The sequence below is a fragment of the Nocardia sp. NPDC003345 genome, from assembly GCF_053589395.1.
Genome location: NZ_JBSFRU010000317.1, coordinates 1 through 7,511, shown reverse-complemented (window position 1 = coordinate 7,511; position 7,511 = coordinate 1). Strand labels below are relative to the sequence as shown.

The 7,511-nt window shown below is 71.7% G+C and carries 9 protein-coding genes; 3 read left to right on the top strand and 6 right to left on the bottom strand.

The genetic code is table 11. From position 1 onward, the window contains the following. Positions 1-792 (top strand): glycine cleavage T C-terminal barrel domain-containing protein (locus tag ACWDU1_RS26380; protein WP_450002493.1); only part of this gene is annotated, 792 nt, incomplete at its 5' end. Positions 793-870: 78 nt separating this feature from the next. Next, positions 871-1,971: a branched-chain amino acid aminotransferase gene (locus ACWDU1_RS26375; protein WP_450002491.1), complete on the top strand. Its 1,101-nt coding sequence runs from the start codon at positions 871-873 to the stop codon at positions 1,969-1,971. 58 nt (positions 1,972-2,029) lie between these two features. Here the strand turns inward: ACWDU1_RS26375 and ACWDU1_RS26370 are convergent, their stop codons facing one another. The 6 genes from ACWDU1_RS26370 to ACWDU1_RS26345 form a co-directional block, all read right to left on the bottom strand. Next, complete coding sequence (locus tag ACWDU1_RS26370; RefSeq protein ID WP_450002489.1) at positions 2,030-2,743, bottom strand: MBL fold metallo-hydrolase; 714 nt, start codon at positions 2,741-2,743, stop codon at positions 2,030-2,032. Between the two features lie 90 nt (positions 2,744-2,833). Beyond that, positions 2,834-3,583 carry an adenosylcobinamide-GDP ribazoletransferase gene (locus ACWDU1_RS26365; protein ID WP_450002488.1) on the bottom strand — a complete coding sequence of 250 codons (750 nt, stop codon included), beginning with the start codon at positions 3,581-3,583 and terminating at the stop codon, positions 2,834-2,836. A gap of 22 nt (positions 3,584-3,605) precedes the next feature. Then, entirely contained in the window at positions 3,606-4,682 is a 1,077-nt protein-coding gene (cobT, locus tag ACWDU1_RS26360) for a nicotinate-nucleotide--dimethylbenzimidazole phosphoribosyltransferase (RefSeq protein ID WP_450002487.1), read from the bottom strand. A 168-nt stretch (positions 4,683-4,850) separates the two neighbouring features. After that, positions 4,851-5,492 carry a maleylpyruvate isomerase family mycothiol-dependent enzyme gene (locus ACWDU1_RS26355; protein ID WP_450002486.1) on the bottom strand — a complete coding sequence of 214 codons (642 nt, stop codon included), beginning with the start codon at positions 5,490-5,492 and terminating at the stop codon, positions 4,851-4,853. A gap of 90 nt (positions 5,493-5,582) precedes the next feature. Beyond that, on the bottom strand, positions 5,583-6,128 hold the full coding sequence (locus ACWDU1_RS26350; protein ID WP_450002484.1) for a bifunctional adenosylcobinamide kinase/adenosylcobinamide-phosphate guanylyltransferase: 546 nt from the start codon (positions 6,126-6,128) through the stop codon (positions 5,583-5,585). 5 nt (positions 6,129-6,133) lie between these two features. Beyond that, positions 6,134-6,814: a DUF3043 domain-containing protein gene (locus ACWDU1_RS26345; RefSeq protein ID WP_450002482.1), complete on the bottom strand. Its 681-nt coding sequence runs from the start codon at positions 6,812-6,814 to the stop codon at positions 6,134-6,136. A gap of 241 nt (positions 6,815-7,055) precedes the next feature. Between ACWDU1_RS26345 and ACWDU1_RS26340 the strand changes: the two genes are divergently transcribed. Continuing rightward, positions 7,056-7,412: a HesB/IscA family protein gene (locus tag ACWDU1_RS26340; protein ID WP_450002480.1), complete on the top strand. Its 357-nt coding sequence runs from the start codon at positions 7,056-7,058 to the stop codon at positions 7,410-7,412. Positions 7,413-7,511: the final 99 nt, after the last annotated feature.

The following is a 7,511-nucleotide window of genomic DNA, read 5'->3' as shown; positions in this document are numbered from 1 at the left end:
CTGATCGCCTACTACGTCGGCGACGACGAACTCTTCCTGGTGCCCAACGCCGCCAATACGGCCGCGGTGGTGGACCGGCTCACCGCGGCCGCCCCACCGGCGATCACCGTCACCGGCGAGCATCGCGGCTACGGGGTCTTCGCGGTGCAGGGTCCGCAATCGGCGCAGGTACTGGCCGCCATGGGCCTGCCCGCCGATCTGTCGTACATGGCTTTCGCCGACACCGTATGGGCCGGCCGCCCGGTGCGGGTATGCCGGACCGGGTACACCGGCGAGCACGGCTACGAACTGCTGCCGCGCTGGGCGGACGCGGAGGTGCTGTTCCGCGCGCTGGTGGAACGGGTACGCGCGGCCGGCGGCGCGGTCGCGGGTCTGGGCGCCCGCGACACCCTGCGCACCGAGATGGGTTATCCGCTGCACGGCCACGAACTGTCCGCCGAGATCACGCCCGTGCAGGCCCGGGCCTCCTGGGCCGTGGGCTGGGCCAAGGACAACTTCTGGGGCAAGGCGGCGCTGGAGGCGGAGCGGGCGGCGGGCGCGAAACGCGTCCTGCTCGGGCTGGAAGCCCTGGAGCGGGGGATCCCGCGGGAGAAGCAGGTCGTGCGCCACGACGGGAACGAGGTCGGGGTGATCACCTCGGGCACCTTCTCGCCGACCCGCCAGATCGGGATCGCGCTGGCCCTGCTGGACCCCGCGCTGGCCCCCGGCACCGAAGTCGTGGTCGATGTCCGCGGCCGGTCGCTGCGCTGCGCGGTCGTGAAGCCGCCGTTCGTGCCCGCCCGTACCGCCTGATCCCCGCCCGGCAGGTCACCGGCGGTCCGACCGGGCCACCGGCGGCCGCGCCCGGAGCCAGGACATAGACTGCTGGTCATGACCGCTGCTGCACAGTTCGCCCGTATCCCTCATCCTGCGCCCACCCCGGCGCAGCGGGTACAGGAGATTCTGGCGGCTCCCGGCTTCGGCCGGTTCTTCACCGACCATATGGTCACCATCGACTACACCGAGGCCGACGGCTGGACCAACGCGGTCGTGGAACCCTACGGGGCGCTCACCATGGATCCCGCGACCATGGTCTTCCATTACGGCCAGGCCATCTTCGAGGGACTCAAGGCCTACCGCCAGCCCGACGGGCAGGTCGCGACCTTCCGGATCGATGCCAATGCCGCCCGGTTCCGCCGGTCCGCCCGGCGGATGGCCATGGCCGAGCTACCCGACGAACTGTTCATCGAATCGGTGCGGCAGTTGCTCGAGGTGGACGGCGCGTGGGTGCCGGCGGCCGGCGGCGAGGAATCGCTCTACCTGCGGCCCTTCATGTTCGCCACCGAATCGGGCCTGGGCGTGAAGCCGGCCTCCTCGTACAAGTATCTGCTGCTGGGTTCCCCGGCCGGCGCGTACTTCCCGCGCGGGGTGAAGCCGGTGCGGGTGTGGCTGTCCACCGATTACGTGCGCGCGGCGCCCGGCGGGACCGGTGAGGCGAAGGTCGCCGGGAACTACGCGGCCTCGCTGCTGGCGCAGGCCGAGGCGACCGCCAAGGGCTGCGATCAGGTGGTCTGGCTGGATGCCTGCGAACGCCGCTACGTCGAGGAGATGGGCACCAACAACCTGTTCTTCGTCTACGGATCGGGCTCCGACGCACGGCTGGTGACCCCGGAACTGTCCGGGTCGCTGCTGCCCGGTATCACTCGCGATTCGCTGCTCACCCTCGCCGCGGATTCCGGTTATCCGGTCACCGAGCGCAAGATCTCCGTCGACGATTGGCGCGCCGATGCGGAATCCGGTGAGATCACCGAGGTTTTCGCGTGCGGGACCGCCGCGGTGATCACGCCGGTCGGATCGGTCTGCGGGCCCGACGGAGAGTTCGTGATCGGCGGCGGCGAGCCGGGGGAGGTCACCATGGCGCTGCGCGACACCCTCACCGGTATTCAGCGCGGCACCTTCGCCGACGTCCACCAGTGGATGCGGGTGCACTGATCCACCGGGCCCCCGGCCGGACCCGGGCGCACCGGGTCCGACCGCGCGGGACGGCGTCTCAGCCGGGCATCAGGGCATGCCACTCCGCGAGTGAGCGTGGGCGCAGGACGTAGTTGTTGTCGCGGATGGAGTCCAGCGACGCGTGCGGATCGGCGGAATACCAGTGCCCGGGATAGACCTCCGGGTTGCCCGGCATATCCGCCAGATGCCGCAGGCTGGTGAACATCGCCTCGGTATCCCCGCCCGGGAAATCGGTACGGCCGCAACCGTCGATGAACAGCGTATCGCCGGCGACGAGCTTGTCGTCGACCAGGAAGCACTGGCTGCCCGGCGTATGCCCGGGGGTGTGCAGGAATTCGATATCGAAGGCGCCGACGCTCAGGGTGTCGCCGTGGGAATGCCCGGTCAGCTCGCTGGGCGCGATCCCGGTGACATTGGCGACCCAGGACTTCTCCTCGTCGTTCACATGGACGGGAACCGTGGTGTGTTCGAGCAGCTCCTTCACTCCGCGCAGCGTGAAACCGAGCATGGTGCCGCCGATATGGTCGGGATGGTGGTGGGTGACCAGTACCCCGGACAGTTTCAGTCCGTCGCCCTCGGCGACGGCGGCCAGATCGCCCGCGGCGTAGGCGGGGTCGACGACCACGCATTCGCCGGTGTCCCGGTCACCGATCAGGTAGGCGAAATTGCGCATCTGCGTGGCGATCGGATCACCCACGGCGAAGTCCCGACCGGCCAGCAGCTGACGAAAATAGAGACGCTCGGCTGACATACCACCACCTTATGGGCAGCGGCGCGACAGCGAGACGCGGCGTAGCCGAGTTGATGCCGGGTGACGTCAGATCGCCCGCCGCATTGTGGCTCAGACAGAGTTCGCGGCCACCGCGAAACCCAGTGCGGCCAGCGCGGTGCCGGTTTCCACCGCGGCGCCGAGCAGATCGCCGGACAATCCGCCGAACCGCCGCACACCGTGGTCCGCCAGCCGGGACGCGGCGACCAGTGCGGCCGCCACCACCAGCGGGCCCGACCACGGCAGCTCCGGAACCGCCCACACCGCGACACCCGCGGCCGCGATCGCCCAACCGGCCACCGCCGCCCGCGGCTGGGTGCCCGCCACCAGCTCCCCGAACCGGGTGCCCGGTGCGGCCTCGATCCCGCGCCGGCACGCTGCCACCACCGCGACCCGGCCCACCACGACCGCCAAGACCACCGCGCCCCAGCGGTCGGCATCGGCCAGCGCCACGAAGGCACCCGCCTGGATCCCGGCGGCCGCCACGATGGCGGCCACCCCGAACGGCCCGGCCCCACCGGTCTTCATGACCTCCTGGGCCCGCTCGGGCGACCCGTAGACGCCGAGACCGTCGAAGGTGTCGGCCAGCCCGTCCAGATGCATGCCCCGGGTGAGCAGCGCCAGCGCCGCGACGGCCGCGAAACCGGCCGCGGCCCCGGCCGGCGCGAGCAGCCACACCACCCCCGCGGCGGCGACGCCGAGCACCACCCCCGCGACCGGTGCCCCGGTGATCGCCCGGCCCGCCGCACGCCGGTCGACAGCGGCCGGGCCGCGTACCGGGAGCACGGTGAGCCAGGAGAACGTGAGCCCCAGAGTCAGCATCGGCCGGTCCGGCGTTCCGGGATCATTTCTGGAGGTCGACGACGGTTGCGGATTCGGCGGAGGCGGTGCTGACACCGGCTTCGGCGAAGGTCGACATCTCGGCGAGCACGGCCACGGCCGCGCGCAGCACCGGAAGCGCGGTGAGCGCGCCCGAACCCTCGCCGAGCCGCATCTCGAGATCGAGTACCGGAGCGAGCTTCAGTTTCGTCAGCGCGGCATCGTGCGCCGGTTCGGTGGACCGGTGCGCGGCCACCCACCAGGCCGACGCGCCCGCGGCCAGATCCTCGGCTACCAGGGCGGCCGCCGTGACGATCACGCCGTCGAGCAGCACCGGGGTGCGCCGGGCCGCGGCCCTGGCCAGGAAGCCGGTCATCGCCGCGATATCGGCGCCGCCCGCCACCCGCAGCAACTCCACACCGTCGCGGGCCGAGGGCCGGGCCCGCCACATGGCGTCGCGGACGGCGGCCACCTTGCGCATCCAGCCCTGATCGTCCACCCCGGTGCCGCGACCGACCGCGCGCACCGGTTCGGTGCCGGTGAGGGTGGCGATCAGGGCAGTGGCGGGCGTGGTGTTGCCGATTCCCATATCCCCGGCGATCAAGAGGTCGGCGCCCGCGTCGATCTCCTCGTCGGCGACGGCCTGTCCCGCCGCGAGCGCGGCGGCCACCTCATCGGTGGTCAGCGCGTCCTCGCGGTCGATGGCGCCGCTGGACCGGCGCACCTTGTGTGCGCCGATGGCCGGGTCGGTATCGGCCGAGACCGCGATATCCACGACCCGCACGGACGCGTCCGCGACCCGCGCCAGCGCGTTCACCGCGGCGCCGCCGGCCCGGAAGTTCGCCACCATCTGCGCGGTCACCTCGGCGGGGTACGCGGACACGCCGTGCTGTGCCACGCCGTGGTCACCGGCGAACACCACCACCCGGGCCCGTTCGAACTGCTTGGGCGGGCATACGCCCTGACATGCGGCGACCCAGTTGCCCAGATCCTCGAGCCGGCCCAGCGAACCCGGAGGTTTGGTCAGGGAGCCCTGACGCGCCTCGGCGGCCGCGCGGACCTCGGCGTCCGGCGGGGCAACGGGTGCGAATCCCTCTGTCACTGTTCGAGCCTTCCGATCGGGTGCGGGCAGGCGGCACCTCCGGAGGTGTCGCGCAGCCGTCTCCCGGACAATATTGCCCGGCCGCCGTCCGGGCGCCGTGGGGCACCCGGAACGTGTCGGAGACACCGCGCTCGCGTGGCGCCGTGACGGCCGCCCCGCCCGGCACGCTCAGGAGCCGAGGCGGTCGCGCAGCGTGCCCACGCCCGCGCCGGTGAGTTCGGCGCAGAACGGGACCCGGCCCGCCATCGCCATGACCAGGCCGAGGGTCGTGCCGCGCACCTCCGGGCCGGACCCCGCCCGGAAGGGGCCGTCGGTCGCGGTGAGATGAAGACCTTTGGTGACGGTACGGCCCGAGACCGTGAAATCGCGGGCGGCGAAGAACCGCGCGACCTCGGTCACCGCGCCGGGATCGGGTCCGCCCGCGAGCCCCAGCGGGCGGCGGATATCGGTCCCGTGCACGATCACCTCACCGAGCCAGGCGGCCGTATGCCCCGACGGCGCGGTCGTACTCGTCAGCACGGCACGAAAACGCGCCAGCGTCTCGGCCGGATCGGCCCCGCGATATTCGGTCATCCGGCGCCGGTTGTGCAGATCGGCGTCGAAACGCGCCCCCAGCATGCTGCGCAACCAGCGCGACCGTCCGAGGCTCGCCGCGGCGGTGAGGTGGGCGAGTACCTCCTCCACGGTCCACTCCCCGCACAGCGACGGTGTCTGCCACTGCGCCGGGGTGAGGCCGGCCACATCGCGGGCGAGTGCGGCCCGCTCGCGGTGGATCGCCGTCCACAGATCGGCGCTCGATGTCTTCGGCACGGCGCCGATTCCAGCACACGGCACCGACACGGCCGTGACACCCGGTGACATCCTCGTGGCCCGGCCACCGCATGCGGACGGCCCGACCGGTTACTTCAGGCGCTGCGGCAACCCTGCGATCACGAAATACACCTCGTCGCAGACCCGGGCGAGCCGCTGATTGCAGATACCGATCTCGTCGCGGAACAACCGGCCCGAACGGCTCGCGGGGATCACGCCCAGCCCCACCTCGGGGGTCACGAGCACCAAGCGGCCGTCGTATTCCGCCACGGCGGCGACGAGCGCGTCGATATCCGGGGCAACCGTCCCCCGGGGGGCGTCCCAGGCCCGCCGGGTATCCAGGCGGGCGGTGAGCCAGGTTCCGATATCGTCGACCAGCGTGGCGTGCGGGTACCGAACGCGCAGGTCACGGGCCGGGTCGGCCGCCTCCACCACCGACCAGTCCGCGGGGCGGCGGTCGCGATGGGCCGCGATCCGGACCGCGAAATCGGTATCGGCGGGATCGGGTATCGCGGTGGCCAGATACCGAACCGGGTCACCGGCGACCAGGGATTCGGCGAACGCCGATTTACCCGAGCGGGCGCCACCGAGCACCAGCGTGCGCGGGCCGGGACCGGGCTGCGGGGTCGGCGGCACCCGGATCAGATGGCGTCGCCGGGGCGGACCCGCGGCTTGGGGGCACGCATCTTGCGCATCTGCGAGGCGCGCACGAACGAATACCAGCCGAGCCGGAAACCGGTATCGGTGGACTTCGGGAAACGTTCCCGTACCCGGCGATTGACGATACGGCCGAGCAGGAAACCCTCGGCGATCATGAACACCATCATCACCAGCATGGCGAGCGTGATGATGGACTGCCACGCCGGCGCCGCGAACATCGACAGGATCAGCAGCAGCGCCATCGGCATGAACAACCCGACCAGATTGCGGCGGCCGTCGACGATATCGCGGACGAACGCCCGCACCGGACCCTGATCGCGCGGCAGCAGATACTTGTCCTCACCCGCCAGCATCCGCGCCCGCCGATCCGCGGCCGCGGCCCGGCGGTCCGAGGCGGCCGCCTTGCGGTCCCCCTTGGAGCCGCGCGTCTCCTTACGGCGGGCCCGGGCCTCCTTCGACGTCATGGGCGGCGGCGCCACGGGACCGCGGCGTCTGCCCTCGGCGTCACGCCGGGCCGGCGTGGGACGGCCCTTACCCGCGGTGGGGGCGGCCTTCGCACGCGCCGAATCGGCCTCGGTGGCGCTCGCGGTGGCGGTCGCGGCCCGGGAACTGTCGTCGGGCACGTCGGTATCGCTGGACTCACCGCGTCGGAACAACTTCACGGTAACCAGGCTAATCGGTCGGCTGACCGGCCCGGAAACGGGGCGGTAGCCGGGTGCGCCCGATCACGCCGCCGGCCCGGCGCCGTCCCGGTCACCGCGGAGTTGCCGCCCGAAACCCGCCGGGCACTGGGGCCGGTGGGGCCGGAGATGGCAAGATGGGGGAATAGCAGCCCGTCCGAGGGCGTTGATCCCTTAACCGTGCGCTGTTCACGGACCGACCACGCTGTCCATAGGAGAGTTCATGACTGTGCAGAACGAGACCGCGACCGAAACCCACGGTGTGAAACTGACCGATGCCGCCGCGAGCAAGGCCAAGGCGCTGCTCGATCAGGAGGGCCGCGACGATCTCGCGCTGCGGATCGCCGTGCAGCCCGGCGGCTGTGCCGGCCTGCGCTACCAGCTCTTCTTCGACGACCGCACCCTCGACGGTGACCTCACCGTCGAATTCGGCGGTGTCACCCTCACGGTCGACCGGATGAGCGCCCCCTACGTACAGGGTGCCGCGATCGACTTCGTCGACACCATCGAGAAGCAGGGCTTCACCATCGACAACCCGAACGCCACCGGCTCCTGCGCCTGCGGCGATAGTTTCAACTGAATTGGAGCGGCTCCGCCGCTCGAGTTTCGGCCCCCTAGGTCCCGGCCGTGGGGGCCCCGGTGCTTGTGGTGGGCCGCCCCCCTTGGGGGGCGGCGGGGC

Bases quoted from the DNA above. Each gene is read 5' to 3' on its own strand.
- ACWDU1_RS26375 (WP_450002491.1), top strand. From the start codon at position 871: ATGACCGCTGCTGCACAGTTCGCCCGTATCCCTCATCCTGCGCCCACC.
- ACWDU1_RS26365 (WP_450002488.1), bottom strand. From the start codon at position 3,583: ATGCTGACTCTGGGGCTCACGTTCTCCTGGCTCACCGTGCTCCCGGTA.
- ACWDU1_RS26340 (WP_450002480.1), top strand. From the start codon at position 7,056: ATGACTGTGCAGAACGAGACCGCGACCGAAACCCACGGTGTGAAACTG.
- ACWDU1_RS26370 (WP_450002489.1), bottom strand. From the start codon at position 2,743: ATGTCAGCCGAGCGTCTCTATTTTCGTCAGCTGCTGGCCGGTCGGGAC.